This is a genomic window from Thiothrix nivea DSM 5205 (genome assembly GCF_000260135.1).
Taxonomy (GTDB): Bacteria; Pseudomonadota; Gammaproteobacteria; order Thiotrichales; family Thiotrichaceae; genus Thiothrix; species Thiothrix nivea.
This window is the reverse complement of the sequence record NZ_JH651384.1, coordinates 2,618,917-2,644,990: the sequence shown is the minus strand read 5'-3', so window position 1 is coordinate 2,644,990 and position 26,074 is coordinate 2,618,917. Positions and strand designations below refer to the sequence as shown.

The window sequence follows — 26,074 nt, the reverse complement described above, 5'->3', positions numbered from 1 at the left end:
AGGCAATGATTCTGCCTACCACCCAAGGAGGAAAGAATCAGAACAAGAAATAACGTTGTGCCAGTGGCAGTTCGCTCGCTGGTTCGCACACCAACAATTCGCCATCCGCCCGTACCTGATAGGTTTGCGAATCGACTTCGATCACGGGCTGGTAGGCGTTGTGGATCATGCTGGCCTTGCTGATGGAACGGCAGTTTTTCACCACACCAATGCCGCTTTGCAGCCCCAACTGTTCATGCACGCCCGCCGCAAAACCTGACTGCGACAGGAAGGTCAGCGTGGTGCTGTGGCAAGCCTTGCCGAAGCCGCCGAACATTTTGCGGTAATGCACCGGCTGCGGGGTCGGGATGGAGGCGTTCGGGTCGCCCATCGGCGCGGCGATAATCATGCCACCCTTGATGATCAGGGCAGGTTTTGCGCCGAAAAAGGCCGGTTTCCACAACACCAGATCGGCCAGCTTGCCGACTTCCACCGAGCCGACTTCGTGAGCAATGCCGTGGGTAATCGCCGGGTTGATGGTGTACTTCGCCACATAACGCTTGGCACGGAAGTTGTCGTGTGTAGCGGGGTCGGAAGCCAGACTGCCGCGTTGCACCTTCATCTTGTGCGCGGTCTGCCAAGTACGGGTAATCACTTCACCCACCCGCCCCATCGCCTGCGAGTCGGAAGAAATCATCGAAAATGCGCCCAGATCGTGCAGGATGTCTTCCGCCGCAATGGTTTCACGGCGGATGCGGCTTTCAGCAAACGCCACATCCTCGGCAATCGCCGGGGAAAGATGGTGGCAAACCATCAGCATATCGAGATGCTCATCCACCGTATTGATGGTGTAAGGGCGGGTCGGGTTGGTGGAGGATGGCAGGATATTGGCCTGCCCCGCCGCCTTGATAATGTCGGGGGCATGGCCGCCGCCCGCGCCTTCGGTGTGGTAGGTGTGGATCACGCGGCCTTTCATTGCTGCCAGCGTGTCTTCGACGAAACCGGATTCGTTGAGCGTGTCGGTGTGGATGGCGACCTGCACATCCATTTCCTCCGCCACCGTCAGGCAGTTGTCGATGGCGGCGGGGGTGGTTCCCCAGTCTTCGTGCAGTTTCAGGCCGATGGCTCCAGCGGCGACCTGTTCGCGCAATGGGTCGGGCAGGCTGGCGTTGCCTTTGCCGAGGAAACCGAGGTTCATCGGCAGGCTGTCGGCGGCTTCCAGCATCCGGTGCAAATTCCAGATGCCGGGGGTGCAAGTGGTGGCATTGGTGCCGGTCGCCGGACCAGTACCGCCGCCTAGCATGGTGGTCACGCCTGACATCAGCGCGTCTTCCACTTGCTGCGGGCAGATGAAATGGATGTGGGAATCGATCCCGCCCGCTGTGAGGATGTGGCCTTCGCCCGCGATGGCTTCGGTGCCGGGGCCGACCAGGATGTTGACACCTGCCTGCGTATCCGGGTTACCTGCTTTACCGATGCCGGTAATGCGCCCATGTTTGATGCCGATGTCTGCCTTGACGATACCCCAGTGATCGAGGATCAGGGCGTTGGTAATCACCACATCGACGACTTCCGTATCATGACGTTGGCATTGCCCCATGCCGTCGCGGATAACCTTGCCGCCGCCAAATTTGACTTCATCGCCGTAGACGGTGTGGTCGTGTTCCACTTCGATAATCAGTTCGGTGTCGCCCAGCCGCACCCGGTCGCCGGTGGTGGGGCCGTACATTTCCGCATATGCCTGTCTGCTGATCCGCGCCATTTGCCTGCCTCCTTACAGTTTGCCCATGATTTTGCCCTGGAAACCGTACACTTCACGGTTGCCCGCCAACGCCACCAGTTCCACTTCGCGGGTTTGCCCCGGCTCGAAACGTACTGCCGTGCCCGCCGGGATATTGAGGCGGAAACCACGGCTCTTGTCGCGTTCAAAATCCAGCGCGTTGTTGGTTTCAAAGAAATGGTAGTGGGAACCGACCTGGATCGGGCGGTCGCCGGTGTTGGCTACCGTAACGGTGACGGTTTCACGACCGGCATTGAGTTCGATTTCGCCGTCGGCGGGGAAGAGTTGTCCGGGAATCATGGGTTTTGCTCCTGAAGAAGAAACCCTTCCCAACCTCCCCTTGTCAGGGGAGGAGAAGAGAAAGCCCCTCCCCTGATAAGGGGAGGGGTTGGGGAGGGGTTTCTTTTAAACAATCGGGTCATGCACAGTCACCAGCTTGGTACCGTCGGGGAAAGTCGCTTCCACCTGCACTTCGTGGATCATCTCGGCGATGCCGTCCATCACGTCGTCGCGGGTCAGCAGGGTGCGGCCATAGTCCATCATTTCGGCGACGGATTTGCCATCGCGCGCGCCTTCCATGATGGCGCAACTGATCAGGGCAATGGCTTCGGGGTAGTTGAGCTTCAGGCCGCGCGCCTTGCGCCGTTCCGCCAGCAATCCGGCGGTGAACAGCAGCAGCTTGTCTTTTTCGCGGGGGGTCAGTTCCATGGTGTGTTTGCTCCTCCTAGGTATTCCAGATGCGGGGCGGGGTGGCGGCGCGGCCTGTCAGTAGCGGGCGGATGGCCTGCCAGAGGCTGCGGAACAGGCGATGCGCCTGCGCGGTGCTGTCGCCCAGATAGCGTACCACCAGCACGCCGTTGAACAGGGTTGCGCCTGCCGTACCCATGCCAGCTTCCGCGCACAGGGAACGTGCCTGTTCCAGCAGCTCCGGGGTGGCCGGCGTTGCCAGCAGGGTAGCGAAGACCGGGTTGCCGCGCAGTCCGGCGGCCAGTTGCAGGTCGCGTTCGCCCTGGATCAGTAGCCGATCCAGCAATAACGGTTTGCCATCACGGTAAAGGGCGGTTTTGAATAACGCCCTGCCTGCGGCGAAGGTTTCGCCAATCACCGGGCGGCCAAGACAGTGTATTTCCCAGCCGAGGTATTGCGCCGTGCCGTGCAGATGCACTTCGCTACTGAGCAAGGCATTGGCGCTGGGGAAAAAGATGTTTTCCTGCGGCAACCATTCCAGGCAACCATCGCTGATGTGGAATTGCTGGTGCTGCGCGGCCTGCATCCCGGCAGAGCGGTAGAATTTGGTTGCGCCGGGGGTGGTCAGCAGGGCGTGGGCGGCGGCATCCACGTTGAAATGCAGATGCAATGCATCGCCGCCCACCACGCCGCCGGGCGGATGCAGCACGTAGGCGTGGCACACATCGCCTTCCGGATAAAACGGGCGCTGCACCGCCAACGGGCCGCGTTGACGGCGTTCGGCCAACACAGTTTTACCGCCACGACAGGCAAACCCCAATGACAATTCAGCCTGCCAACCGGATGCCGCCATGACTGGAACGGGAGCCGTCACTGCTCCTGCACTCAGCGCTTGCTGACAGAACGAATGCTTACTTCCCGCAGCTTGCGGCGGAACAGCCAACGCCCCAGGAAAAATGCCCCAGCCGCTACCGGCAACACCATCAGCATGTGCACGAACAAATGCAGCATCTCATTGCCGGTATGCGGATGGGCGAACAGGCCATTGTGGGCGAATGCGTTGTTGGAAAGCAGCAGGATCAGGCTGGAAAGCACTAAAATGAGGCGCTGTTGCATGTATACAATTCTCCTGAGGATGATCTACCAAATGATATGCAGGTTTCAGGCCATTTACTTGTAGCATAACGTGCATAGAAACCTTGCAGTATACCCAAACCGTAGGAAATACGAATGAACCAGACAGGAACAACGGGCAAACAAGCCTTCCGCGCCGGGATCATTCATTTACTGGATGATCCCGGTCATGACATTCGCCCCATCCCCACCACCGTCGACTATTTTGCCGACGGCGTGCTGGTGGTGGAAAACGGCCATGTTGCCGCAATTGGGCCTGCCGACGAGATGCTGGCCAACCTGCCGGATGATTGCGAGCTGCTGGAATTTCCCGGCCAGCTCATCATTCCCGGCATGATCGACACCCACATCCACTACCCACAAACCGACATGATCGCCGCCTACGGCGAGCAACTACTGCAATGGCTGGAAACTTATACCTTCCCCACCGAGCGGCAGTTTTCCGACCCGCAACATGCGCGCGAGGTGACGGAATTCTTTCTGGATGAACTGCTGCGCAACGGCACTACCACTGCCTGCGTATTCGGCACGGTGCATCCGGAGTCGGTGGAAGCTTTCTTTGCCGCCGCCGAGTCCCGCAACCTGCGCATGATTGCGGGCAAGGTGATGATGGATCGTAACTGCCCGGAATACCTGCGGGATACGCCGGAAAGCGGCTACCGGGAGAGCAAGGCGCTGATCGAAAAGTGGCACGGACGCGGGCGTTTGTCTTACGCTGTTACACCGCGTTTCGCGCCGACTTCCACCCCTGAACAGTTGGCTAAAGCGGGGCAATTGCTGGAAGAATTCCCCGATGTCTACCTGCACACCCATGTGGCAGAAAACCGTGCTGAAGTCGCCTGGGTACACGAACTGTTTCCCGACACCCGTAGCTATCTGGACGTGTATCATCAGCATGGTTTACTGAAACCACGTTCGGTGCTCGCGCATTGTATCCATCTGGATGAGGCCGACCGACAATGCATGGCGGAAAGCGGCGCGGCGGCCTCCTTCTGCCCGACTTCCAACCTGTTTATCGGCAGCGGCCTGTTTGACCTGATGGCGATGCATGGGCACGGCATCCGGGTAGGCATGGGCACGGATGTGGGCGGCGGCAGTAGTTTCAGCCTGTTGCAGACCGCCAATGAAGCCTACAAGGTCGGCCAGTTGCGCGGTGACAAGCTGTCGCCTTTCCAGTTGCTGTATCTGGCGACGCTGGGCGGGGCAAAAGCGCTGTATCTGGATGACAAGATTGGTAACTTCACGCCGGGCAAGGAAGCGGATTTTGTGCTGCTCAACCCGCAGGCTACGCCACTGCTGGAGCGGCGCAGCCAACACTGCCAGGATATTGCCGAATTGCTGTTCGTGCTGATGATGCTGGGCGATGACCGTGTGGTCAGCAAGGTGTGGATTATGGGCGAGGCAGCGACCAGTTAACCGGGCTTCTACCATTAGCCTGCAAGAAGGCATTGGCGCGTGAAAATGGCTTGCTGCCAAAAAAGCCGCGCCGCGCTGACAGGGGCGAAGGGTGCGCGCTGGCAATAACGTGATGGCGCTGACCGTCGATCAACTCCGCTTTCTTTTGCGCGTGATTGCCCCACAGGATGAACACCACCGGCTGTGATTGGGCACTGATGGCGCGGATCACCTTATCCGTGAAGGTTTCCCAGCCACGTTTCTGGTGGCTGCCTGCGTTGCCTGCCGCCACTGTCAGTACCGTGTTCAGTAGCAACACGCCCTGCTCCGCCCAGGCTTGCAAGTGGCCAGTATGGCTGTTGTCGATGCTGAGGTCATCCAGCAGTTCGCGGTTGATGTTGAGCAGCGAACGCGGCAGCGGGCTGACTCCCGGCTGCACTGAAAAGGATAAGCCATGCGCGTGGCCGGGGGTTGGGTAGGGGTCTTGACCGAGAACCACCACCCGCACCTGATCCAGCGGCGTACTTTGCAGCGCGTTGAAACGTTTTTCCGCCGGTGGCAGGATCAGCTTGCCAGCCGCCTCTTCGGCTTGCAGGAAAGTAGCCAGTGATTGCATGTAGGTCTGGGTGAATTCTGTACCGATGGCGGCCTGCCAACTGGGGGGGAGGTTATTCACAGGTGCTCCACTTCAAAGCTGACGATATTGCGCGATGCCTTGCTGAATTCGACCCCCAGCAAATGGATGGGCTGCTGCAAACCCTGGTATTTGTCGGCATATGCCCTGTCCTTGATTTGCTGCAACGCGTTACCTTCCGGAGCCATTTCCACCACCTTGAACTCGAAGATATAGACTTGCCCATTGAATTGCAGGGTCATGTCGATCCGCCCCAGATTGGTGATGTCTTCCAGCGTGACTTTCAGACCCAGTGAGGCGAAGTAGGAATAAAACACCGAGGCGTAATAGCCTTCGTAATTCTGGATATCGTTATTGCTGTACCAGTGATAGGGAATACTGGCGAAAAAAGCATGGAAAAGCCGTTTCAAGCCCTCAAAATCATTGGCCTCCAGCAAACGATACAATTGCAGGCTTTGCACTGCCTGCTTGGACTTGTCTTTCACCAGCACCGACAGCAGCGATTCATTCAGGCTTTGGTAAACCTCGCGGTTGGGGTAGCCCAGCGTGTAGAAATACTGCCCACCGAGGTTTTCCTCCTTGTGGATGGTCAGGTAGCCGGTCTGGAACAACAACGCCTCGATGGTGATGTCGTCCACATCAAAACTCGACAACATACTGCTGCTGCTGATCATTTCCCCCAGTTGCAGGCTGGGAACTTGCCGCTGGAACAACAAATCCAGCAGAAAGGTCGGCGTACCGGTTTCAAACCAATAGCTCTTGAACTCACGTTTGTCGAACAATTGCAGGATGTCGAACGGGTTATATACTCCCTCTCCCAGCCAGTGATAGCCGTTGTACCAACTGCGGATTTGATCCCGATCCAGCCCTTGCAACTCTGGCGAAAACACACTATCAAGATCATTGTCGGTGTAACCGCACACGGTCGAATAACGCTTGTCCAACGTGATGTCATTCAGGTTGTTCAAGCCGGAAAACAGGCTGACCTTGGAAAAATTGCTGACCCCAGTCAGGAAGCTGAACTTGATATGTGCGTCGTAATCCTTGATGTTACCGTAGAAACCGCGCAGGAAATCCCGGTTGGCGCGGGCAACTTCCGGGTATAGCAAAGCGTCCAGGATCGGCTTGTCGTATTCGTCAATCAGGACTACGACAGGCTGCCCGGCCTGCTGATGCAGTTTCACTATCAGGTGAGCAAAACGGCCGCTAATACTGTCCACTTGCGGGGGTAATTGGTACTGCTCTTCAAACAAGCGTAGTTGTGCATCCAGGGTGTCGGCGAGACGTTGGGTTTCCCGGAAATTTTCGCCACCGAAGCTGAAACGCAACACTGGGTATTTTACAGACCAGTCCCATTGGTCGTGCGCCGCCAGCCCTGCAAATAACGGTTCATTGCCTTCAAACAGTTCTTTCAGGGTGTCGAGGAACAGGCTTTTGCCGAAACGGCGTGGGCGGGAAAGGAAATAGTGCTTGGCCTCCTTGGCCAACTTCGCCGCCAAATGGCTTTTATCCACGTAATAGTGGTTGTTGCAGCGGATTTCACTGAAAGTCTGGATGCCGATAGGCAAGGATTTACGCTGCATGGTGCTGGCCGGGTTGCTGCTCATGAGAGGAGTTTAGCACGACGCAGAAAACCAGCGGGGTATCTTGCCATGCTGTCACAAGGGCGTATGCAATACGCCCTCTTCATCCTCACACTGTCAGATACCGCTGCACCAGCCCGTCATCCAGCTTGCCCATCTCCCCTTCAGCCACCTGCCGCCCCCGGTCGAGGATGCAGAACCGATCGCCAACCCTGCGCGCAAACGGCAGTTTCTGTTCCACCAGCAGCACGGTCAATCCAATCTCCTTGTTGAGCTTGCGGATGATGTCGCCGATTTCTGCCACGATATTGGGTTGGATGCCTTCGGTAGGCTCGTCGAGAATCAGTAGTTTCGGGTCGAGCACCAGCGCGCGGCCTATCGCCAGTTGCTGCTGCTGGCCGCCGGAGAGGTCGCCGCCGCGCCGCCCCAACATTTCCTTCAGCACCGGGAATAGCTCGAAAATGAACGGCGGAATGCTGCGCACCTTGTCACGCCGCGCGGGCAAGCCGATCAGCAGGTTTTCCTCCACCGTCAGCAACGGGAAAATCTGCCGCCCTTGCGGCACGTAGCCAATGCCGAGGTTGGCACGTTTTTCGGCGTCCACGCCCAACAGGTTTTGCCCCTGGTAGTGGATCGCGCCATCGCGTGCCTTGAGCAGCCCCATGATGCACTGGAGCAACGTGGTCTTGCCGACGCCGTTGCGCCCCATCAGCACAGTGCACTGCCCTTCCGGCACCCGCATGTTGAGATCCCACAGGGTGTGGCTTTCGCCGTAATACTGGTTGAGTTGTTCGACCTTGAGCATTTATTCCCCCAGATACACTTCGACCACGCGCTGGTCATTCTGCACTTCGTCCATGCTGCCTTCGGCCAGCACGCTGCCCTGGTGCAACACCGTCACCTTGCGGGCGATGGAGCGCACGAAATCCATGTCGTGTTCCACCACGACTACGGAATGCTTGCCCGCCAGCGAGGTGAGCAGTTCGGCGGTACGATCCATTTCCTGGTGGGTCATGCCTGCGACCGGCTCATCGACCAGCAGTAGGTAGGGCTTTTGCACCAGCAACATGCCGATTTCCAGCCATTGTTTCTGGCCGTGGGAAAGCGCCCCAGCCTGCTGGTGGTATTGGTCGGTCAGGCCGATGGTTTGCAGGGTTGCGTCAATCAGATCCTGCTGTTCGCCGCTCAGTTTTGCCCACAGGCTGTGCCAGACCTTTTTGTTGCCGTGCATGGCCAGTTCCAGGTTTTCGGCCACGCTGTGCGATTCAAACACGGTGGGTTTCTGGAACTTGCGGCCTATGCCTGCGTTGGCGATTTCCGGCTCAGACATGCGCAACAGGTCGATGGTCTGACCGAAAAATGCCTTGCCGCTATTGGGGCGGGTCTTGCCGGTGATGATGTCCATCATGGTGGTCTTGCCCGCGCCGTTGGGGCCGATGATGCAACGCAATTCGCCCTTGTCGATGTACAGACTCAGGTTGTTGATGGCCTTGAAACCGTCGAAACTGACGTTGAGGTCTTCCAGGTACAGGATCGCCGTGTGGCTGGCGTCCGGCTTTCCGGCTTCGAGGGTGCGCAGATGTGCGCCTTCACCTTCGCTCATGCTTCAGCCCTCCTGCTCAGCCAGCGGTTTGATTTAAGATTTTGCGCCAGCCCGGCCAAACCTTGCGGCAAATACAGCGTCACCAGCACGAATAGCGCCCCCAGCATGAACAGCCACGAATCCGGCATCAGCCCGGTGAACACGGTTTTGGCGTAGTTGACCAGAATTGCGCCGATAATCGCACCATACAGGGTAGCACGCCCACCAATGGCCACCCAGATCACCACCTCAATCGAGTTCAGCGGGGAAAATTCGCCGGGGTTGATGATGCCCACCTGCGGCACGTACAGCGCCCCCGCGACACCAGCCAGCATGGCCGATACCGTAAACACCCACACCTTGTAATGCTCAACCCGGTAGCCGACGAACCGCGCGCGGCTTTCCGCATCGCGGATAGCGACCACAATGCGCCCCAGCTTGGAGTTGATGATGTAACGGCACAGCAGATACCCACCCGCCAGCGCCAGCCCTGACAACACGAATAACGCCACCCGCGTGCCGTCAGATTGCAGGCTGAAACCGAGAATATCCTTGAAATCGGTCAGCCCGTTATTGCCACCGAAACCCATTTCATTGCGGAAAAACGCCAGCAGTAACGCATAGGTCAGCGCCTGGGTAATGATCGACAGGTACACACCCGTCACCCGCGAACGGAACGCCAGATACCCGAACACAAACGCCAGCAGCCCCGGCACCAACACCACCATCAGCATCGCAAACCAGAACATGTCGAAGCCATGCCAGAACCACGGCAGCTCCGTCCAGTTGAGGAACACCATGAAATCCGGCAATTCCGGGTTGCCGTATACGCCCCGGTCGCCAATCTGGCGCATCAGGTACATGCCCATCGCGTAACCGCCAAGGGCGAAGAAAGCGCCATGGCCGAGACTGAGGATGCCCAGATACCCCCAAACCAGATCCACCGCCACTGCCAGCAACGCATAGGTCAGGTATTTGCCCATCAGCGTCACCAGATAGGTCGGCATGTGCAGGAAACTGCCTTCCGGAACCAGTAAATTCAGCACCGGAACCAGAATCATCGCCAAAGTCAGCACCACCAGCATGACCTTGCCACCCCGGTCGTTGTGTAACACGTTCAGGATTCCCATCGCTTAATCCCCCGCTGCGCGGCCTTTCTGCGGGAACAACCCGCGTGGCCGTTTCTGGATAAACAGGATAATGAACACCAGCACCAGTATCTTGGCCAGCACCGCGCCCGCCCATGGTTCCAACACCTTGTTGATGACGCCCAGCGACATGCCTGCCAGTAGCGTTCCCCACAGGTTGCCGACGCCGCCGAACACCACCACCATGAAAGAGTCGATGATGTAAGCCTGCCCCAGGTTCGGCCCCACGTTGGTCAGCTGGCTGAGCGCCACACCCGCCACACCCGCAATGCCGGAACCTAGCCCGAAGGTCAGCGCATCCACCCGTGCGGAACGCACCCCCATCGCCCGCGCCATCGCCCGGTTCTGCGACACGGCGCGTACCTGCAAGCCGAGATTGGTCTTGCGCAAAATGGCAAACAGCGCCGCAAACACGATCAGGCAGAACAGGATGATGTACAGCCGATTCAGTGTCAGGGAAAACACGTTGTTGATGTCCAGCGTACCCGACATCCACGAAGGGTTGGAAACCGGCACGTTTTGCGGCGAAATCACCGTGCGCACCAGTTGTTGCAGGACTAGGCTGATGCCGAAGGTAGCCAGCAGGGTTTCCAGCGGACGCCCATACAAATGGCGGATCACGGTGCGTTCAATCAGGATGCCAACCGCGCCCGAGACAATAAATGCAGCCGGAATAGCGATGAACAGGGAGTAATCAATGTATTTTGGCAGCAACTGCTGGATCATCCATGTGGTATACGCCCCCAACATGATCAGCTCGCCATGCGCCATGTTGATCACGCCCATGACGCCGAAAGTAATCGCCAGCCCAATCGCCGCCAGCACCAGCACCGACCCGAGGCTGAGGCCGAAAAACAGGGTTTCGGCGTGGCCGTACAGGGCAATACGGTCTTCAATGCTTTTCAAAGCATTTTTGGCAGCCTCTGCCACTTTGGGGTCTGTGTTGACGGTCAGGTCATTCAGGCGGCTGCGGACTTTGGGGTGCAAACTGCCGGAAACGGTTTCAATCGCCACCAGTTGCTCAGCCTCACTACCGTTTTTCAGCGCTGACATGGCCACGCCCAGTTGCATGGCTTCGCGGACTTCGGCATCGGTTTCCTTGTCGGCAAGCTGTTGCAACAAGGCGGCGGTGTCGGGGTCGATGCTATCCAGCATGGTGTTGACCGCCTCCAACCGCACCTTGGCATCGGGGCTGGCAAGGCTCAATTTGGCGATGCCCGCACGCAACTGTTTGCGCAGGCTGTTGTTGATGGTGATTTTGCTGAAATCGGCCTTGTTGGCGTCAGCCACGTCTTCACCGGTCAGTGCGTTGGTAATTTTGCTGCCCTTCACGAAAGCGAGGAAAGCGTCCTGCTTGTGCGCATACAGCTTACCGTCGAGCAAGCCTTGCAGCCAGTCTTGTGCACGTTCATTGCCACTGCTGGCCAGTAAATCAATCGCCTTGGCTTTCTGGGTGAAAGCGGAATCCTGCAACCAGACAGCGGCCTGTTCCAGCGGCGGCAAGGCGGCGGCAGGGGCTGTTTCTGCTGTTTCCACAGGCTCGGTAACAGCGGGTTCAGCGGGCGGGGGGCTTTCCTGATCAGCCTGCACCGCTGATGCAATGATCAACAGCAAGCTGGCCAGGAAAACGGTGAATCCTGTCTTGATATTCAGTGCCATAAGTTACCAGTCTGTTCTGGTGAAGAAAGGGGTATCTGCCCATGGTTAGTTCTGTGGTGGGCAGATACCCAACGGTGTTTTAAACCGGTCTTGTCACGAGCGGATTACTCGTAGTTCTGGCCGGAACACTTCTTGGTTTCAGTGTTGTAGTTGCCGCACGGCGTGCCGCCGGTTTTCTCGCCCGTCCAGTCAGCTTCGACCACCTTGGAGGATGGCAGGAAGTCAGACCATGCGTCACCCGGTACTTCTTTCTCGGTTTTCCAGACTGTTTCAAACTGGCCGTCTTCCTGGATTTCACCGATCAGCACCGGCTTGGTGATGTGGTGGTTAGGCAGCATTTTGGCCGTGCCGCCGGTCATGTTGGGGGTTTCCAGACCGATGATGGCTTCAGCAACCTTATCGGTGTCGGTGGAACCGGCTTTCTCAACCGCTTTGGCCCACAGGTTGAAGCCAATGACGTGTGCTTCCATCGGGTCATTGGTTACACGCTTGTCATCCTTGATGAACTTGTGCCATTGGTCAATGAATGCTTTGTTTTCAGGTGTATCCACGCTCATGAAGTAGTTCCACGCTGCCAGATGGCCAACCAGTGGCTTGGTGTCGATGCCGGAAAGCTCTTCCTCACCTACGGAGAAAGCGACCACTGGAATGTCTTCAGCAGAAATGCCCTGATTGCCCAGTTCCTTGTAGAACGGCACGTTGGCATCGCCGTTGATGGTGGAAACCACGGCGGTTTTCTTGCCTTCGGAACCGAACTTCTTGATGTCGGCCACGATGGACTGCCAGTCGGAATGGCCGAACGGGGTGTAATTGATCATGATGTCCTTTTCATCCACACCCTTGCCTTTCAAGTAGGCTTCCAGAATCTTGTTGGTGGTGCGTGGGTACACGTAGTCGGTACCTGCCAATACCCAGCGTTTCACGCCCAGATCGTTCATCAGGTAGTCAACCGCCGGGATTGCCTGCTGGTTCGGCGCAGCGCCGGTATAGAACACGTTCTTGGAAGATTCTTCACCTTCGTACTGTACCGGGTAGAACAGCAGGCCATTGTCTTCCTCGAAAACCGGCAGCACGGATTTGCGGGAAACGGATGTCCAGCAACCAAAAGTCGCCGCGACCTTATCCTTTTCCAGCAGCTCACGTGCCTTTTCGGCAAACAGTGGCCAGTCGGAGGCCGGGTCAACCACAACAGCTTCCAGCTTTTTGCCCAGCAGGCCGCCTTTCTTATTCTGTTCGTCGATCAGCATCAGCATGGTGTCTTTCAGCGTGGTTTCGCTAATCGCCATGGTGCCGGACAGGGAATGCAGTACACCAACCTTGATGGTGTCGCCGGATGCAGCGGCATCTTTGGCAGCATCCTTGGTTTCTTCAGCGGAAGCGCTCAGGCTGGACAGCCCCAGCAGCAGGGCTACGCTGGCTGACAGCAGGGTTTGTTTGAAAGTGCTCGTTAACGACATTCGGATTGCTCCTTGAAGTTATGGAATGGGATGTTAAATCGCCAGAGAGGGAGCAGGATTCATGCCAACATTGGGTTGTTGCGTTTTCGCACCATATGGGCGCAAAAATTGTTGCAAATGAACCACAATAGGGAAAAACGGAACACACTGCTACCGAGGGGAAAGCAGGCGGGCAACGCAAAGCGCCCCGCCCGCTGTCATGTGTCGATTACTTGATGTCCAGGCTGTAGGTCGCCTGGAACAGCGCATCGTCTTCCACCGCGTCGGTATCCTTGACGAACTTGCTGACGGCGAAGCTCAGGTTGTCGTTGTATTGGTAGCCCAGCTGGATATGGCCTGGGTTGTCGCCGGTTTCATAGTCGTGCTGGCCATAAAGCGCAGAAAACTTGTCCTTTTTGTAGCCCAGGGTGTAGTAACGGTATTCGTTGTCATCGTCGCCCTCGATGGCTTCGTACAAAGTACCTGTGACCGGGCCATAGCCAACAGACAGCACCAGATCAGCCAGTTCGCCCGGTGAAGTGCCAGACTCGGGGTAAGCATACGTCCACAGGCTGGCGTCCAGCGTCAGGTCGCCAACTTGCTTGCCGTAACCCGCATACAAATCGTATTCAGTCCCGTTGGCCGCATCCCCGGAAGAACCCCAGATACCCGCGTATGCGCCCGAGTCACCAGACACTTTCAAGTCAGCTGAAACGGCCGCGTCACCATCGCCGAGGTTGTAACCACGCCACAGGTACATATTGGAAACGGCAGCGGAAGCAGACACTTTTGCCTCGGCATGAACGGCTGGAGCAGCCAGAGCCATGAACAAAGCAGTCGCAAGGCTGCTGGCAAGGATCTTATTGGTCTTGTGCATATGACACCTCTATATTCGCTAACAATTGATAAAACGTACTAAACGGGCTAAACGGGCTGGCGAAAGCCCGGTTAGAGTCGGATTAGTTGTAGCAATAGACGTGCCAAACCTGACGATAGACGACAGTGCACCATAAAAAGGCGAAAGCCCCATAGATGATAAGGGAAAAGCACCATTTGAATGCCTTCCCTGAACAGCATCAGGTATGGCCGCTATGCCTGCGCCATCAGTGTCAGGGTGAGGAGTTCAGGGCCGGAAAGCTCATAGCGGAACCCAGGGCCGGGCTCTTCGTGCAGGACAGCTACTTGCGGTTCAATAGGCAGCTCACGCCCACCACGTGCAATCAGCACCAGCAAGGTAATGCTAGCCGGGCGGCCAAAGTCGAACAGTTCGTTCATGGCACCACGTATGGTGCGCCCCGTATAGATGACATCATCTACCAGCAGGACATGACGCCCCCTGATGTCAAACGGCAGATGGGAGGGTTTGTTTTGGTGGTGCAAGCCAACCTGGTCAAAATCATCACGGTAAAAAGTGGCGTTTAATTCGCCCAATGGCTCCGGCAGTTGCAGGCGTTTGTGCAGCTCCTGCGCGATCCACACGCCAGAGGTATGGATACCGACCATAACCGGCTCGGTAATGCCCTTGTCCTGCATCCATTGGCGAGTTTGCTGCTCAAGTTGGCTGATCAAGTCGTTGACATTATAGTAGTTCTTGTTGTCCATGGGCATATTCCTGCATCCAGCTTTCGAGAATGATGGCGGCGGCCATCTGGTCGATCTCTTGTTTGCTTATCTTGCGCTTGCGGCCCGCTTGCCGTGCCAATTTGAGGCGTTGTTCGGCTTCGCGGGATGAAAGTTGTTCGTTGACCACATCCACCGGCAGGTTGTAACGGCCTTGCAGTTGGCGGATAAAGCGTTCAATGGGTTCCTGCATGGCGCTGTCGGAACCATCCAGTTTGCGCGGCATCCCCACCACCAGACGAGCGGGTTTCCACTCTTGAAGACAGCGGCTGATGGCATCCCAATCCGGCGTTCCATCGCGTGCCTGTATAGTTGACTGCGGGGTGGCCACGCCAGCCAGCGTGTTGATGACCGCAACGCCAATACGCGCCTTGCCGTAGTCGAACCCTAAAACAGTCAGGCTACTCATGCGTGGCCTGCTGCAATTCCCAGCAGGTTGACATCAATGCCGAGGGTCATGGCAGCGCCCCGCCAACGCTCGGCGTAAGGCATGTCGAACAGGATCGGCGTGACAGAGGGGCAGGTCAGCCAAGTGTTTTCCTTGATCTCATGTTCCAGCTGGCCAGGGCTCCAGCCCGCGCAGCCCAGTACCAGCAGGAAATGGCGCGGCCCATTGCCATCCGCGATGTCTTGCAGGATGTCGCGTGAGGAGGTCAGTGCCAGATCGTCGCTAATGCGCAGGGTACTATCCCAGTTACGCCCACCGTCGTGCAGCACGAAACCCTGCTCAGCCTGCACCGGCCCGCCACTCAACGCTGCCTGCCCGGCCACATGCGGGTTGTCGACAATGATGTCGAGTTGCTCAAACAGCTCGCCCACGGTCATATCCAGCGGGCGGTTAATGGTGACGCCAAACGCGCCAAACTCGTCATGCTGGCAGACCAAGCTGACGGTATGGTCGAAGTTCGGGTCGCCCATGCTGGGCATGGCGATCAGCAGATGGTTGCGCAGGTTGAGGATGTCTTGGGTCACGGCGTTACCAGCTTGTACTCAGGCTATTGGGTGTTGAGGGTTCCGCTGTGGAAAATCCAGGTGCGGGTAATGTTCAGTTGATCCCACTTGCGGCGGATCTCCTCCGGCAGCGCGGGGTAAGGCCCTGCGAGTTTGACAATGCGCAGCGCTGCCTTGTCCAGCACGCCATAACCTGATGATAGACTAATTTGCGCATCTACGACATGGCCGCTGTGATCCAGCGTGGTGTTGAGGATCAGCTTGCCGCTGAGGTTGCGGGCAATGGCTTCCTCAGGGAAATTGATGTTGCCGATGCGCTCGATTTTTTTCACCCAGGCGTCGATGTATTCGGCTTCCACCGCACTTTTGGCGCTCACGGCGTCAATGAAGTGGATGCGCGGGCGGCGGGCGTAACGGGCTTCGTCCTCATCCATTTCCGCCAGCAGCTGGGCGATTTCCTCGGTGGCGTCGGTGCGCTCTTCGGCTACCGGCACATCCTCTTCATCCTGCTGCTCGGGCGTCTTGTCGACATGCTTGAAGGTTTCGCCCTTGGTGGTGAGGACTTGAGGGTTCAGCTTGAGTGGTGTATCCGGCGAGGTGGCTTCCGACTGCACTGGCGATTCCCCGCTGGTTTCGATCGGCAACAGCGAGGCCAGTGGGCTTTGCGGGCGGTTTTTTTCGTCGCTGCTGCCGCTGGCCTGCTGGTTGGCCTGGGCAATGAAATCCACCACATCAGGCGTCTCCTCAGCATGGGTCTGGACGAGGGTAATGTCCAGCACCGGCGCAAGATAGCGGGAAGGGTCAGTTTGCGGCATGAAGCCGATGCCAAAAATCAGCAACAGGTGCAACAAGGCTGCAACCGGAAAGGTTTTGGCTAATGGCTCATCCGCCAGGTTCATGGGCAATACATGCATGGTTGTCATACGCTGATAGTTTATTCTAACGGCAGGACGTTGATTTTAATATTATCCTGCTTGCTATTTTTCAAGGCGATACCCCTGTCAACAAAGTTATCTTAACACCATTAATGACCCATTGAGTAGAGGCTTATGTGGAAACAAACTGCGGGAGTGCTGTTGGCAGCAACATTGGGCGTTGGCGCGGCCTGGCTGGCCAGTGACTTGATCAACCCTGGGCAACCCGCCAATCAGGCTGTATTGCCCCTGCCTGCCGGGGGGGATTTCACCCTGCAATCCGTCAACGGGCCGGCAAGCTTGGCGGATTTTCGTGGCAAGGTGGTGGTGCTTTATTTTGGCTACACTGCCTGCCCGGACATTTGCCCCACCTCCATGGCCACCCTGAAAGCGGCGCTGGCGCAGTTGGCGCCGGCGGAAGTCCAGCAGGTGCAAGGCTTGTTTGTCTCGGTTGACCCAGAACGTGACACGCTGGAACACATCCAGCGTTACGTGAATTATTTCCACCCCAACATGACGGGGCTGAGCGGCACGCAACCGGAATTACAGAAAATTACCCGCCGCTACGGCGCTTTCTACCGCAAGGTGGAAGTGCCCGGTTCCGCCATGGCTTACACCATTGACCATTCCGCCATCCTTTACGTGATCGACCGGGAAGGCCAAGTGCGTGAGCAGGTGCAACACGCGGTTCCACCAGCAGAACTGGCGGCGGCGATCCGGCGCTGGTTATAAAGCGTGTCTGAATCTTGGTTCAAACCTTACTTCGACAAAGCCATCGCCAGCGCGTAGCCATCAGGAATGCCGAGGAAATGGGAGCCTTCCACCTCCCAGTATTCCGATTGCCCGCGCAGGGCAAACACGTTGTTCATGTTCTGGCTGGAATCAGGTACCACAAAATCGTATTTGTCCGGGCGCATCTGCTGCTTGCGTACAATCGACACATAGCGGATGGCCGGATGTGGCTGGTGGTTCAGCCAGTAAAGGAAACGCCCCGGCTTTTCCGTGCGCATGTCCTCGTACAGGTCTTCGGCATCGTCAGTCCACTTGGCCAGCCCCATAAACATGCCTGCGAACATTGCCATCGGCGTATCATTGGCCAGACAGGCCATATCCGCCGCCGGTGTGCCGACATTGGGGGTGGCAATCGTGACCAGCGTGTTGACCGGAACGCTGCTGGAACTGACCAGCCAGCCACGCGCCACCAACCCGCCCGCCGAATGCCCCACCAGGGTCAGCGGTTCCTGACGCAGGGCGTAAATGCGTTGCAGGTAAGCGTCCAGCAGTCTGGCCTGCACCATGACGGGCGCGCGTGAGGGCAGTTCCAGGGTATAAAATATCCGTTCCGGCCTGCCACTCGGATTAGCCGGGTTGTATGGGCCTTGCGGGGAGGGGATGAAATTGCCGCCATCCACCCAGCCGTTTTGTTGCAATACAGGGGTCACGCCCTCTGTACGCCACAGGATGCCCCCGCCTTGAAAACCGTGGATCAAGACCGCAGTTTTAGCCCACAGCGAAACGGGGAATACCAGCAGGCCAATGGCCAGCATGATCAGGTGACGGATTTTCATGTAAACCTCCGTTTTGTATTTAGGCTATTTTAGCAAATGCTAATATAGCATTCTACTGCAAATATTGAGTTTCATCATGACCATACGTTGTATTGCTTTTGACCTTGACGACACCCTGTGGGCTTGCAAGCCGGTGATCGAGCGTGCCGAACAGCGTTTCTATGCCTGGCTGGAAAACCATTACCCGCGCATCACGGAACGGCACACACCCGCAGAACTTATCCGGAAACGCATTAACTACATGCAGCAATACCCTGAATTACACTATAATCTTACCCGTTTGCGAAAAGACTGGCTGGCGGAACTGGCGGATGAGCACCAATACCCCCCCACGCTGGTGGAGGCGGGGTTTGAGGTTTTCTGGCTGGCGCGCAATGAGGTCAGTTTTTTTGACGGCGCGCTGAACGTGCTACAATCATTAGCAGGGCGTTACCAGCTGGGGGTCATCAGCAACGGCAACGCCAGCGTCCACCATATCGGGGTTGGGCATTTGTTCCAGTTTGCCCACAGCGCCGCCGAAGCGGGGGTCGCCAAGCCGCACCCGGAAATTTTCCGGCAAGCGCTGGCGAAGGTAAACATCCTGCCCGAGCAAGCGGTTTACGTGGGCGATGACCCGGTCAGGGATATACAGGGGGCAGCAGACGCCGGATGGCGTACTGTCTGGTTCAATCCCGGGCGCATGGAATGGCCAGGAGGGCAAGAGCCGGATGCCATCATTGACGATCTTGCCCAACTGGAAGCCGCCATTACAACGCTATAAATAATAACGATTAGGGCAAAGAGGAAGCCTTGCCGACATGCGACACAGCAATACCACCAATACGGAATCCCGGACGCGCCAGGCATGGATCGACCGTTTCTGGGTTTCTGACAGTGAGCGGGACTACTACCTGCTTGGGCAGATCATTGGCAGCATCATGCAGTTGCCGCCCCCGGAAGACCCCTTGCAGCCTTGCAGCCTGGACGTGGCGGAAATCCTGCGCCACCTGGATGTTGACCAGACCACCTTGTTTGCCGCCTTGCTGTGCGACCGGCGTTTTTACGGCACCCTGAGCCTGGACGACATTGAGCAGTATTACGGCCAGCCGGTGCGGCGCTTGTGCGAAGACATCCGCAACCTGCAACGTTTCCGTGATTGCGTGGAAACCACAGACCCCAGCATTTCCCGCCAGGAACAGGGTGAGCAGTTGCGCCGGATGCTGATGGCCATGATTAAGGACATCCGCGCCGTGTTGCTGAAACTGGCGTGGAACCTGCAATACCTGCGCCTGCTGGCGCGCACGGACGTTTCCGAACTGCACCGCTGCGTGGCGCGCCAAACCATGGATTTGTACGCGCCGCTGGCCAACCGGCTCGGCATCAGCCAGGTCAAGTGGGAACTGGAAGACCTGTCGTTCCGCTTCCTGCACCCCGATACCTACAAAACCATCGCCAAGTCACTGGCGGGCAAGCGCATCGAGCGTGAACAGTACATTGCCGATTTCATCCACATCCTCAGGGATTTGCTGGCCAGGAACAACATCAACGCCGAGGTGTATGGCCGCCCCAAACACCTGTACAGCATCTGGAAAAAGCTCTGCCGCAAACACGTCGGCATTGAGGAGCTGTACGATTTGCGGGCGGTGCGGGTAATCGTCGAGGACACTGCCACCTGTTACCACGCGCTGGATGTCGCCCACGAAAAATGGTGGCACATCCCCGAGGAATACGACGATTACATCGGCAACAAAAAAGCCAATGGCTACCAGTCCATCCACACCGTGGTGATAGGGCCGGAAGGCAAGTATGTGGAAATCCAGATCCGCACCCGTGAGATGCACCGTTTTGCCGAACTCGGGGTAGCCGCCCACTGGCATTACAAGGAGGGCGGCAAGCAAGACCGGGCGATGAACGAGGCCATCAACTCCATGCGCCGCCTGCTGGACGCCAACGACAGTGACAGCGAACTGATGGAGGATTTCCGCACTGAAGTGTTCAGCGACCGGGTGTTCGTGATCACCCCCAAGGGCAGGATCATCGACATGCCGAAAGGCTCCACCCCGGTGGATTTCGCCTACCACGTCCATACCAGTGTCGGCCACCGCTGCCGGGGAGCCAAGGTCAACGGCAGCATCGTGCCACTCAACCATGTGCTGAGCAACGGCGAACAGGTGGACATCATCGTCGGCAGGGAAGAGCGCCCGCGCCAGGACTGGCTTAACCCGGAACTGGGTTTCATCAAATCCGGCAGCACCCGGCAGAAGGTGAAGCAATGGTTCAGCCAGCAAAACTACGAACAAAACGTCAAGGATGGCGAACACCTACTGGAAAAGGAACGCCACCTGCTCAACCTCCGCAAGCTGGATTACGCTGAACTGGCGCGCCAGTTCAACCGCAACAGCGAGCGTGACCTGCTGATCGCGGTGGGCAGGAACGAGATTTCACCCGCCCAGATCCGCAACTTCCTGCTGCGTTCACACGAGCCGGAATTCAAGCTGCGCACCACCCGCGCACCGGAAGCGGCCAGCCACGACGTGGAAGTGCGTGGGGTTCAAAAACTTTATACCCAGATAGCGACCTGCTGCCACCCGGTCAACGGTGACCCCATCATCGGCTACCTGTCGCAGGGGCGCGGGGTGATTGTTCACCGCGCTGATTGCCCCGACCTGGCCAACCTGCGCCGCGAACGCCCGGAACGCATCATCGAGGAAGTGGACTGGGGAACCCATTCCGCCGCTTATGTTGCCGATATTACGGTTTCCACCTACAACAAGACCGGGGTGCTGCGCGACATCACCAATCTGCTGGACAAAGAAAAGGTCAATATCCACAGCCTGCATACCCGCGAAACCCATGACCCGTGTTTTGCGGTGATGGATTTTACGTTGGAAATCCGTGATGTGGAGCAGCTGGGGGATGTGCTGGAAAAGCTGTTGCAGCTTTCATCGGTGCTGGATGCGCAGCGTAAGGGGTGATTTCAAACTGTGCAGGCGGTGTATATCAATCGCTTGCACAATGTCTTCCGGTGCAATGCTGAATACATCCGTGCGAGAGCTAAGCAGTTCGATCTTGCGGCGGGCGGTTTCCACTGGCACAGAGAGTTTGCGGGTGGCTGCATCAGCTTCGGCTTTTTGCTGGCGGGTCAGATTTTCCAGATACTCGCGGATGATCTGATTCAGGTTTTTGCCCATGTCGGATGCGATCTTGCGGGCATCGTTGACCGGCTTGTCGTCAACGGAAAGGGTGATGTTCATGGCACAGCCTCCGTGTACACGTAATATGTGTATATTGGAATGTGTTTAAACTGGATTCAAGTCATTGTGGATGAAATGTGCTTTTGCAACTCCGCCAGCTCCTTGTCGCGGCGGTGGTAGCCGGTTTCTTCGATCAGCTTCGCCGCTGCATTCACATGATCAGTAAATGACAGTTCGGCTGAAGAAACCCCTCCCGTCCTCCCCTTATCAGGGGAGGGGTGTTCTTGCACAGTGGTGGCAGATGCGTCTTGTTCCTCCCCTGATAAGGGGAGGTTAGGAGGGGTTTCTTGCTCCGCCAGCAGCAGCCTCGCCATCTCCAGATGATAATCCGTCAAATGCAGCCGCATCCCGCTGGGTTCGGCGATGTCGAATACTTCCTGCAAATCCTGCCGGGCAGGAGTAAAGTTATAGGTTTGACGGTACAGGGCTGCGCGGGCAAGCAGTCCAGTTGGTAAATACTCCCGCATTTGTGCTTTACGTAAAATAATAGTGGCTTGGTTTAACCAGTCATCCGCTTTTTGATAATCATCTTGCTGTAAATATGCCTGCCCAAGAGACAGCCTGCATCTTGCACTATCCAATAAAAATTTCTTTTTCCTGGTAACTTTAAGTGCATTTTGGGCTAGTAAGATGCTTTGGAAGATTTCATTTTGCGCGAGTAAAATTTGAGTGCATCGAAAGTTGTTTTTGGGGTGATGGGTTACTAGCGGATCACCTTCTCCATTATCTTTTGTCAAAAAACGATGGACTATATCGAGTGCTCTTTTTCTTTCGCCTTTTTGTAAAAAAGCATCTGCCAAAGTCATTACAACCTTAACTCTTTGATATTTATTATCTATCTTTTGAGTGTATTTTTTTGACATTTCTGCCAGCTCTATTGCCGCATCAATATTTCCAATAACTAATTGTAATTCACTCAGGTTGTTTCCTCCGTTTATCACTTCATCCCAGTATTTTTGCTGTGTTGCAAACTCAAGTCCTTTTTGCAATACCTCAGCTGCTTCAGATAATCTGCCTACAGCTCTCAAACAAAACCCTGACTGATTTAGCAATTTTGCCTTATCTTCCTGAGTTATGTTTTCTGACGGTGTCGTCCATGTAGTATTGAAAAAATGTGCCGTAACGGCAAGATCATCGTTAAACGCTGCTAGTTTTCGGACATTGAAATAACTCTTCCTCTGAATTCTAGGCCAATAAACCTCATCTAACACCTGCTGATGCAACCCAGCAGCACATCCATGTACTACTGAGCTGAACAATGGTTTCATTTCTTCCAGTGTGCCGGGAAGCTCTTTTTCCGGCAGCGTTTTGTAGTACTCATACAAGCGCTCATGCGCCAGCCGCCAACCTTCCGGCTGCTGTGCTTGCAGTTGCCCGCCGAAGTATTCGCGGATCAGCGGGTGACAGTCGAGCAGGTCATCGCGGCCTTCGTGGGTGGATAACAGGCGGTGCTTTTCGCGCAGGTTGCGGATGGCGTTCAGCCATGCCTTGCGCGGAATGTCGGTGGTGAGTCCGGGAATTTGCGCTTCCCACAGTACTTCCAGCACTTCGGTTTCGATGGGGTGGCCGAACAGCCCCAGCAGGTACAGCAGTTGCAGTTCCGGCGTGCCTTGCAGCCATTGCTGGTACGCCTGCATGACCTTGAAGGCGTGCCGCCCGCTGTCAGCGTATTCGTCCAACAGTTCATCCAGCGTGTCGCGCTTGTGGATGTCGCCGTCCAGATAGGTGGTGAGCGCGTTGCCCAGCAGATGCAGCGCCAGCGCGTGGCAGCCGTATTCGCGCACGGCCTTGTCCAGTTCCGCTGCCGTGCCCTTAACGCCCAGCGATTGCAACAGAGCTACGCCATCGGCAGGTTGCAGGTTATCCAGTTCCACGCTGCGCACATGCGGGCGGTCGCTGATGTCATGCACGCGGATGCGGGTGGTAATGATACACAGGCTGGTGTGTTGCGCGGCCAGCTTTTGCAGCAGGCGGGTGATGGCGCGATCCTTGAGCCGCCCGTCCATGCCCTTGCCGACGTGTTGCAGCGGCTCCAGACCATCCAGCACCAGCAGGCAGCGGTGGCGGATCAGCAGTTCGGCGAGGTAGTCACCTTTTTCCTCCTCCGAACTGAATTCGGTTTTGTCTGCCCGTAGCGCCTTGAAGGCATCCGAAAAAAACGGGCTGGCGGACACCTGTTTGTCTTCGGCAGAACCCTGCGAATAGAACGACCAGACGATGCGGTTGGGGATGTCGGTGTCGTGCTGGTTCAGCCAGTGGCGCAGGAGTTTGGTCTTGCCGGTGCCGCCTGCGGCGATGAACTGGATGATGCTAGTTCTTCCTCCCCCTCGCCCGCTCTGCGGGAGAGGGGGCTGGGGGGTGAGGGTGTCTTCCAGCGCATCGTCCAGCAATTGGAGTTCTTCCCTGCGTCCGAAGAAGCCGCCGGAAACGGTAGGCAGCCGATCGATGAAAACCTTGTCCTTGCCAGCCAACTGCCGTACTTCCCCAAGTTCCGGCTGCTCGTATTTTGCTTGCCCGGTCAACACCCGGTAAACGTCATCATATTCATCCGGCAAACGGTAGGTGGAATACGACTTGAGCGGCACAGGCACATGATCGTAATTGCCCTGCTCAGGAATGATCGGGATGAACTTGGCGTTTTGATAGTAGGTGTCATACAGATGCTGAGAAATCACCACGCCTTCAAAATTGACGCCTTTGCCACCATGCGTTTCCTGCCCACGATAGCGGCGCAAATAGGTTTCCGTACAGACCAGCAGGACAAAATCGGACGCTTCGATCTGGTTTTCCATCCAGCGTTGCCAGCCTTCGGGAGGAAAGCCGTTGATGTACTGGTCGATCAGACAATCCACACCTTCGTTACGCAGGCGATCGGCGATGCCGCGCACGAAATCGCGGTGTTCGTCGGAATCATGGCTATAGCTGATGAAAACCTTGGGCATTGGCAATCGGAAGATTCAGGTGGAAACCAGGCTTGCCAGATAATACCGTTTATCGGCCAGCTTGTCCGAATGCACTGCAAAAGAAAGCGCTTGCTACCCATCACTTTCGTGCATTAACAGGCTTTGTCGGCCTTTTGTGGCACTCCATCCCCTAGCCTATCCGCTTATCCCATAAATACTACAAATATACCCTAGCTTTTGTCATCATAGCCTCCATCACGAACCCAAACACTGAAACAACGCCATGAAAACAATAACAAATCGCGTTTTATGGTTTGCTCTGGCTGCGACCCTATTGTCCGGCTGCTCAACCATGCAGAAATCACCGCTATATGGTATGTGGCAGGAGCGTGCTTACGGTGCTTATGGAATGCCCGTGCCGCCACCTTCCCAAAGCCCGTTCATGACAGCGGCCATGCCTTACCGTCCATCCATGGCGGGAATATTGGAGGCAATGACTTTACCCACTTCAATGTTAGGCGTTTCCGGAACAGTTTCCCCGCAAACACAACAACAAGAAAAATTTATCGAGCAATATTACTCACTACAATAACAGATTATGCTATAAACCCTATTTGTTAGCCCCTGGAGTCCATCGTGGACTCCACTTTGACACAAAGGTCTTAGCCCTTCCTTTGTGTCTTTTTGGCCAGACCCGTTATTTTTTGGGTCTGGCTTTTTTATTTTGGGGTAAAATCCAGCCTGACGTTCTGGAGCCAAACAATGGATATAGCCTCTTTACGCCGTGAATACACCCAGGCCGGTTTGCACCGCGACACCCTCAACCCCAACCCCTACCAGCAGTTCAGCCTGTGGCTGCAACAGGCCATCGAGGCCGAGGTGCTGGAGCCTACCGCCATGCAGGTGGCAACCGCTTCCGCGGCAGGTAAACCCACCCTGCGCACGGTGCTGCTGAAATCCTTCGACGCCAACGGTTTTGTTTTCTACACCAACTACCACAGCCAGAAAGCGCAACAGATCACCGAAAACCCCCAAGTCGCCCTGCTGCTGTTCTGGAAGGAACTGGAGCGGCAGGTGGAAATCACCGGGCGGGCAGAAAAAATCCCCACCCTGGAATCGCTGCGCTACTTCGCCACCCGCCCGCGCGGCAGCCAGTTGGGCGCATGGGTATCGGCGCAAAGTTCCATCATCACCTCGCGCAAACTGCTGGAACTGAAGCTGGATGAAATGAAACGCAAGTTCAGCGCGGGCGAGATTCCCTTGCCCGATTTCTGGGGTGGCTACCGCGTGGTTCCCGACAGCATCGAATTCTGGCAAGGCCGCCCCAACCGCCTGCATGACCGTTTTGAATACAGACGCGCGGCGGATGGCTGGGAAATCGGCAGGTTGTCGCCATGAATGCGCTGCAACTCAAAATTCCACCGCCGGTTTACCTGCTGGCCTTCCTGGGCCTGATGTGGCTGTTGCATAAGTGGTTACCGTTATTGCACCTGATTCCATCGCCCTGGAACATGGCCGGGCCAGTGCTGGTCGGCCTCGCCCTGTTGACGGATTTCTGGTCGCTGGAACTGTTTTTCCGCGCCCACACCACCTTCAACCCCATGCACCCGGAACGCACCAAGGCATTGGTGACCACCGGCCCCTACCGCCGAACCCGCAACCCGATGTACGCGGGGATGCTGGTTATCCTCACCGGTTGGGGCATTTACCTCGGCAGTTTCAGCCCGTTCCTTCTGTTGCCGCTGTTCGTGCGGGTACTGAACGTGCAACAAATTCTCCCCGAGGAAAAAATTCTGGAACAAACGTTTGGCGATGCGTATCGTGAATACAAGGCGCGGGTTCCCCGCTGGTTTTGGTAAGGAATCATC

The 26,074-nt window shown here is 56.6% G+C and carries 27 protein-coding genes; 7 read left to right on the top strand and 20 right to left on the bottom strand.

Annotation, left to right across the window (positions count from 1 at the left end):
• Positions 1-37 precede the first annotated feature (37 nt).
• The 5 genes from ureC to THINI_RS13245 form a co-directional block, all read right to left on the bottom strand.
• Positions 38-1,741, bottom strand: coding sequence for an urease subunit alpha (gene ureC / locus THINI_RS13265; protein ID WP_002709083.1), 1,704 nt, complete (start codon positions 1,739-1,741; stop codon positions 38-40).
• A 12-nt stretch (positions 1,742-1,753) separates the two neighbouring features.
• Positions 1,754-2,059, bottom strand: a complete 306-nt coding sequence (locus THINI_RS13260; protein WP_002709082.1) for an urease subunit beta — start codon at positions 2,057-2,059, stop codon at positions 1,754-1,756.
• A 105-nt stretch (positions 2,060-2,164) separates the two neighbouring features.
• On the bottom strand, positions 2,165-2,467 hold the full coding sequence (ureA, locus tag THINI_RS13255) for an urease subunit gamma (protein ID WP_002709081.1): 303 nt from the start codon (positions 2,465-2,467) through the stop codon (positions 2,165-2,167).
• A 16-nt stretch (positions 2,468-2,483) separates the two neighbouring features.
• A complete protein-coding gene (locus THINI_RS13250; protein ID WP_245536625.1) occupies positions 2,484-3,320 on the bottom strand; it encodes an urease accessory protein UreD in 837 nt (278 codons plus the stop codon).
• 11 nt (positions 3,321-3,331) lie between these two features.
• A complete protein-coding gene (locus THINI_RS13245) occupies positions 3,332-3,562 on the bottom strand; it encodes a hypothetical protein (RefSeq protein WP_002709079.1) in 231 nt (76 codons plus the stop codon).
• A gap of 114 nt (positions 3,563-3,676) precedes the next feature.
• Between THINI_RS13245 and guaD the strand changes: the two genes are divergently transcribed.
• The gene (gene guaD / locus THINI_RS13240) at positions 3,677-4,996 is read left to right on the top strand and encodes a guanine deaminase (protein ID WP_002709078.1); all 1,320 of its coding nucleotides are present in this window, start codon (positions 3,677-3,679) and stop codon (positions 4,994-4,996) included.
• Here the strand turns inward: guaD and ung are convergent.
• The 12 genes from ung to THINI_RS13180 form a co-directional block, all read right to left on the bottom strand.
• Positions 4,971-5,651, bottom strand: a complete 681-nt coding sequence (gene ung, locus THINI_RS13235) for a uracil-DNA glycosylase (protein WP_002709077.1) — start codon at positions 5,649-5,651, stop codon at positions 4,971-4,973. The genes guaD and ung overlap by 26 nt on opposite strands.
• Entirely contained in the window at positions 5,648-7,216 is a 1,569-nt protein-coding gene (locus tag THINI_RS13230; protein WP_002709076.1) for an ATP-binding protein, read from the bottom strand. The genes ung and THINI_RS13230 overlap by 4 nt, the downstream gene beginning before the upstream one ends.
• Positions 7,217-7,301: 85 nt before the next feature.
• Positions 7,302-7,997: an urea ABC transporter ATP-binding subunit UrtE gene (gene urtE / locus THINI_RS13225; protein WP_002709075.1), complete on the bottom strand. Its 696-nt coding sequence runs from the start codon at positions 7,995-7,997 to the stop codon at positions 7,302-7,304.
• Positions 7,998-8,795, bottom strand: a complete 798-nt coding sequence (gene urtD / locus THINI_RS13220) for an urea ABC transporter ATP-binding protein UrtD (RefSeq protein ID WP_002709074.1) — start codon at positions 8,793-8,795, stop codon at positions 7,998-8,000.
• On the bottom strand, positions 8,792-9,904 hold the full coding sequence (urtC, locus tag THINI_RS13215) for an urea ABC transporter permease subunit UrtC (RefSeq protein ID WP_002709073.1): 1,113 nt from the start codon (positions 9,902-9,904) through the stop codon (positions 8,792-8,794). Before urtC ends, urtD begins: the two co-directional genes overlap by 4 nt.
• Before the next feature lie 3 nt (positions 9,905-9,907).
• Complete coding sequence (gene urtB / locus THINI_RS13210) at positions 9,908-11,581, bottom strand: urea ABC transporter permease subunit UrtB (protein WP_002709072.1); 1,674 nt, start codon at positions 11,579-11,581, stop codon at positions 9,908-9,910.
• Between the two features lie 104 nt (positions 11,582-11,685).
• Entirely contained in the window at positions 11,686-13,038 is a 1,353-nt protein-coding gene (urtA, locus tag THINI_RS13205) for an urea ABC transporter substrate-binding protein (RefSeq protein ID WP_002709071.1), read from the bottom strand.
• A 208-nt stretch (positions 13,039-13,246) separates the two neighbouring features.
• A complete protein-coding gene (locus THINI_RS13200; RefSeq protein ID WP_002709070.1) occupies positions 13,247-13,894 on the bottom strand; it encodes a TorF family putative porin in 648 nt (215 codons plus the stop codon).
• A gap of 212 nt (positions 13,895-14,106) precedes the next feature.
• Complete coding sequence (gene pyrR, locus THINI_RS13195; protein WP_002709069.1) at positions 14,107-14,619, bottom strand: bifunctional pyr operon transcriptional regulator/uracil phosphoribosyltransferase PyrR; 513 nt, start codon at positions 14,617-14,619, stop codon at positions 14,107-14,109.
• Positions 14,597-15,046: a Holliday junction resolvase RuvX gene (gene ruvX, locus THINI_RS13190; protein ID WP_002709068.1), complete on the bottom strand. Its 450-nt coding sequence runs from the start codon at positions 15,044-15,046 to the stop codon at positions 14,597-14,599. Before ruvX ends, pyrR begins: the two co-directional genes overlap by 23 nt.
• Positions 15,043-15,609 carry a YqgE/AlgH family protein gene (locus THINI_RS13185; protein ID WP_002709067.1) on the bottom strand — a complete coding sequence of 189 codons (567 nt, stop codon included), beginning with the start codon at positions 15,607-15,609 and terminating at the stop codon, positions 15,043-15,045. The genes ruvX and THINI_RS13185 overlap by 4 nt, the downstream gene beginning before the upstream one ends.
• A gap of 23 nt (positions 15,610-15,632) precedes the next feature.
• Positions 15,633-16,511 carry an energy transducer TonB gene (locus tag THINI_RS13180; protein WP_245536624.1) on the bottom strand — a complete coding sequence of 293 codons (879 nt, stop codon included), beginning with the start codon at positions 16,509-16,511 and terminating at the stop codon, positions 15,633-15,635.
• Positions 16,512-16,637: 126 nt separating this feature from the next.
• Between THINI_RS13180 and THINI_RS13175 the strand changes: the two genes are divergently transcribed.
• Positions 16,638-17,234, top strand: coding sequence for an SCO family protein (locus tag THINI_RS13175; protein ID WP_002709065.1), 597 nt, complete (start codon positions 16,638-16,640; stop codon positions 17,232-17,234).
• Positions 17,235-17,260: 26 nt separating this feature from the next.
• On the opposite strand, the gene THINI_RS13170 is transcribed toward THINI_RS13175, so the two are convergent.
• Positions 17,261-18,070, bottom strand: a complete 810-nt coding sequence (locus THINI_RS13170) for an esterase/lipase family protein (RefSeq protein ID WP_002709064.1) — start codon at positions 18,068-18,070, stop codon at positions 17,261-17,263.
• 76 nt (positions 18,071-18,146) lie between these two features.
• On the opposite strand from THINI_RS13170, the gene THINI_RS13165 reads away from it, so the two are divergent.
• Positions 18,147-18,830 (top strand): HAD family hydrolase, encoded by a 684-nt coding sequence (locus THINI_RS13165; protein ID WP_002709063.1) that lies wholly within the window; start codon positions 18,147-18,149, stop codon positions 18,828-18,830.
• A gap of 37 nt (positions 18,831-18,867) precedes the next feature.
• On the top strand, positions 18,868-21,024 hold the full coding sequence (locus THINI_RS13160) for a RelA/SpoT family protein (protein WP_002709062.1): 2,157 nt from the start codon (positions 18,868-18,870) through the stop codon (positions 21,022-21,024).
• Here THINI_RS13160 and THINI_RS13155 read toward each other — a convergent pair.
• Positions 20,992-21,303 carry a PIN domain-containing protein gene (locus THINI_RS13155; protein ID WP_002709061.1) on the bottom strand — a complete coding sequence of 104 codons (312 nt, stop codon included), beginning with the start codon at positions 21,301-21,303 and terminating at the stop codon, positions 20,992-20,994. The genes THINI_RS13160 and THINI_RS13155 overlap by 33 nt on opposite strands.
• Before the next feature lie 56 nt (positions 21,304-21,359).
• Positions 21,360-24,245: an SEFIR domain-containing protein gene (locus THINI_RS23495; protein ID WP_002709060.1), complete on the bottom strand. Its 2,886-nt coding sequence runs from the start codon at positions 24,243-24,245 to the stop codon at positions 21,360-21,362.
• A 244-nt stretch (positions 24,246-24,489) separates the two neighbouring features.
• On the opposite strand from THINI_RS23495, the gene THINI_RS25260 reads away from it, so the two are divergent.
• The 3 genes from THINI_RS25260 to THINI_RS13140 all read left to right on the top strand — a co-directional run bounded on the left by THINI_RS25260 (position 24,490) and on the right by THINI_RS13140 (position 26,065).
• Positions 24,490-24,798 (top strand): hypothetical protein, encoded by a 309-nt coding sequence (locus THINI_RS25260; protein WP_154724415.1) that lies wholly within the window; start codon positions 24,490-24,492, stop codon positions 24,796-24,798.
• Between the two features lie 170 nt (positions 24,799-24,968).
• Complete coding sequence (pdxH, locus tag THINI_RS13145; protein ID WP_002709059.1) at positions 24,969-25,604, top strand: pyridoxamine 5'-phosphate oxidase; 636 nt, start codon at positions 24,969-24,971, stop codon at positions 25,602-25,604.
• Complete coding sequence (locus THINI_RS13140) at positions 25,601-26,065, top strand: methyltransferase family protein (protein WP_002709058.1); 465 nt, start codon at positions 25,601-25,603, stop codon at positions 26,063-26,065. Before pdxH ends, THINI_RS13140 begins: the two co-directional genes overlap by 4 nt.
• Positions 26,066-26,074: the final 9 nt, after the last annotated feature.

Excerpts from the sequence above, each read along its gene's own strand:
- ureC (WP_002709083.1), bottom strand. The coding sequence starts at position 1,741 with ATGGCGCGGATCAGCAGACAGGCATATGCGGAAATGTACGGCCCCACC.
- THINI_RS13260 (WP_002709082.1), bottom strand. The coding sequence starts at position 2,059 with ATGATTCCCGGACAACTCTTCCCCGCCGACGGCGAAATCGAACTCAAT.
- ureA (WP_002709081.1), bottom strand. The coding sequence starts at position 2,467 with ATGGAACTGACCCCCCGCGAAAAAGACAAGCTGCTGCTGTTCACCGCC.
- THINI_RS13245 (WP_002709079.1), bottom strand. The coding sequence starts at position 3,562 with ATGCAACAGCGCCTCATTTTAGTGCTTTCCAGCCTGATCCTGCTGCTT.
- guaD (WP_002709078.1), top strand. The coding sequence starts at position 3,677 with ATGAACCAGACAGGAACAACGGGCAAACAAGCCTTCCGCGCCGGGATC.
- THINI_RS13230 (WP_002709076.1), bottom strand. The coding sequence starts at position 7,216 with ATGAGCAGCAACCCGGCCAGCACCATGCAGCGTAAATCCTTGCCTATC.
- urtE (WP_002709075.1), bottom strand. The coding sequence starts at position 7,997 with ATGCTCAAGGTCGAACAACTCAACCAGTATTACGGCGAAAGCCACACC.
- urtD (WP_002709074.1), bottom strand. The coding sequence starts at position 8,795 with ATGAGCGAAGGTGAAGGCGCACATCTGCGCACCCTCGAAGCCGGAAAG.
- urtC (WP_002709073.1), bottom strand. The coding sequence starts at position 9,904 with ATGGGAATCCTGAACGTGTTACACAACGACCGGGGTGGCAAGGTCATG.
- urtB (WP_002709072.1), bottom strand. The coding sequence starts at position 11,581 with ATGGCACTGAATATCAAGACAGGATTCACCGTTTTCCTGGCCAGCTTG.
- urtA (WP_002709071.1), bottom strand. The coding sequence starts at position 13,038 with ATGTCGTTAACGAGCACTTTCAAACAAACCCTGCTGTCAGCCAGCGTA.
- THINI_RS13200 (WP_002709070.1), bottom strand. The coding sequence starts at position 13,894 with ATGCACAAGACCAATAAGATCCTTGCCAGCAGCCTTGCGACTGCTTTG.
- pyrR (WP_002709069.1), bottom strand. The coding sequence starts at position 14,619 with ATGGACAACAAGAACTACTATAATGTCAACGACTTGATCAGCCAACTT.
- ruvX (WP_002709068.1), bottom strand. The coding sequence starts at position 15,046 with ATGAGTAGCCTGACTGTTTTAGGGTTCGACTACGGCAAGGCGCGTATT.
- THINI_RS13180 (WP_245536624.1), bottom strand. The coding sequence starts at position 16,511 with ATGACAACCATGCATGTATTGCCCATGAACCTGGCGGATGAGCCATTA.
- THINI_RS13175 (WP_002709065.1), top strand. The coding sequence starts at position 16,638 with ATGTGGAAACAAACTGCGGGAGTGCTGTTGGCAGCAACATTGGGCGTT.
- THINI_RS13170 (WP_002709064.1), bottom strand. The coding sequence starts at position 18,070 with ATGAAAATCCGTCACCTGATCATGCTGGCCATTGGCCTGCTGGTATTC.
- THINI_RS13165 (WP_002709063.1), top strand. The coding sequence starts at position 18,147 with ATGACCATACGTTGTATTGCTTTTGACCTTGACGACACCCTGTGGGCT.
- THINI_RS13160 (WP_002709062.1), top strand. The coding sequence starts at position 18,868 with ATGCGACACAGCAATACCACCAATACGGAATCCCGGACGCGCCAGGCA.
- THINI_RS13155 (WP_002709061.1), bottom strand. The coding sequence starts at position 21,303 with ATGAACATCACCCTTTCCGTTGACGACAAGCCGGTCAACGATGCCCGC.
- THINI_RS23495 (WP_002709060.1), bottom strand. The coding sequence starts at position 24,245 with ATGCCCAAGGTTTTCATCAGCTATAGCCATGATTCCGACGAACACCGC.
- THINI_RS25260 (WP_154724415.1), top strand. The coding sequence starts at position 24,490 with ATGAAAACAATAACAAATCGCGTTTTATGGTTTGCTCTGGCTGCGACC.
- pdxH (WP_002709059.1), top strand. The coding sequence starts at position 24,969 with ATGGATATAGCCTCTTTACGCCGTGAATACACCCAGGCCGGTTTGCAC.
- THINI_RS13140 (WP_002709058.1), top strand. The coding sequence starts at position 25,601 with ATGAATGCGCTGCAACTCAAAATTCCACCGCCGGTTTACCTGCTGGCC.